This is a genomic window from uncultured Phenylobacterium sp. (assembly GCF_902826855.1).
Taxonomy (GTDB): domain Bacteria; phylum Pseudomonadota; class Alphaproteobacteria; order Caulobacterales; family Caulobacteraceae; genus Phenylobacterium.
In genome coordinates this window covers 1-1,095 of the sequence record NZ_CADEGK010000079.1, presented here as the reverse complement: position 1 = coordinate 1,095, position 1,095 = coordinate 1, and the positions used below count along the sequence as shown (strand labels likewise).

Sequence of the window (1,095 nt, the reverse complement as noted above, 5' to 3'; positions counted from 1 at the left end):
GAAGGGCGACCGCATCGTGATCGCCATGCGCAACCTGCCGGAATGGTCGCTGGCGTTCTGGGCCGGACAGTCGATCGGCGCCGTTGTGGCGCCGCTGAACGCCTGGGGCCTTGGGCCCGATCTCGTCTATGGCATCCAGGACTCCGGCGCGAAAGTCGCCATCGTGGACGGCGACCGGCTCGACCGCCTGGCGCCCCACATCGCAGAGGTCTCGCTGAACGGCCTGATCGCCGTCCGCGCCGCCCAGGGACCCGTCGCCGGCGCGGTGATGCTGGAGGACCTGATCGGCCCGCCGTCGGGCTACGCGGCCCTGCCGAACGAACCGCCGCCGGATCCCGGCGTCGACACGGACGACGACGCCACGATCCTCTACACCTCGGGCACCACCGGCAAGCCCAAGGGCGCGCTCGGCACCCACCGCAACGCGATGTCGAACCTGGTGAGCCTGGGCTTCTCGGCCGCGCGGGCGGCGATCCGCCGGGGCGAGGCGTTGCCGATCGCCGATCCGGACGCCCCCCAGAAGACGAGCCTCCTGCCGGTGCCGCTGTTCCACGTGACCGGCACCAACTCGCTGATGGTCCCGACCGTGGTGGCGGGCAACCGGCTGGTGCTGATGCACAAGTGGAACCCTGAGCGCTTCCTGGAGCTGGTCGAAACCGAGCGGGTGAACAGCAGCACCGGCGTGCCCTCGATGGTCTGGCAGGTGCTGGAGAGCCCGGACTTCGCGCGGCGCGACCTCTCGAGCCTGGAAGGCTACGGCTACGGCGGCGCGGCGGTGGCGCCCGAACTCACCCTCAGGTTCGCCGAGCTCTTCCCGAACATCCCGCCGGGCCAGGGCTATGGCGCGACCGAGACCTCGTCGGTCTCGACCTCGAACGGCGCGGAGGACTACCTGAACCGGCCCGACAGCGTCGGCACCCCGGTGCCCTGTTGCGACATCAAGATCGTGGACCCCAACGGCGTCGAGGTCGCGCCAGGCGAAGTCGGCGAGATCTGGATCCGCGGGCCGAACGTGGTGATGGGTTACTGGAACAAGCCCGAGGCGACGGCCGCGGCGTTCACCGACGGCTGGTACCACACCGGCGACATCGGCCG

1 protein-coding gene is annotated in these 1,095 nt (G+C 70.6%); it reads left to right on the top strand.

The genetic code is table 11. The features are described 5' to 3' along the window. On the top strand, positions 1-1,095 hold a 1,095-nt coding region (locus tag QZV94_RS12410; protein WP_293678218.1), incomplete at both ends, for a class I adenylate-forming enzyme family protein.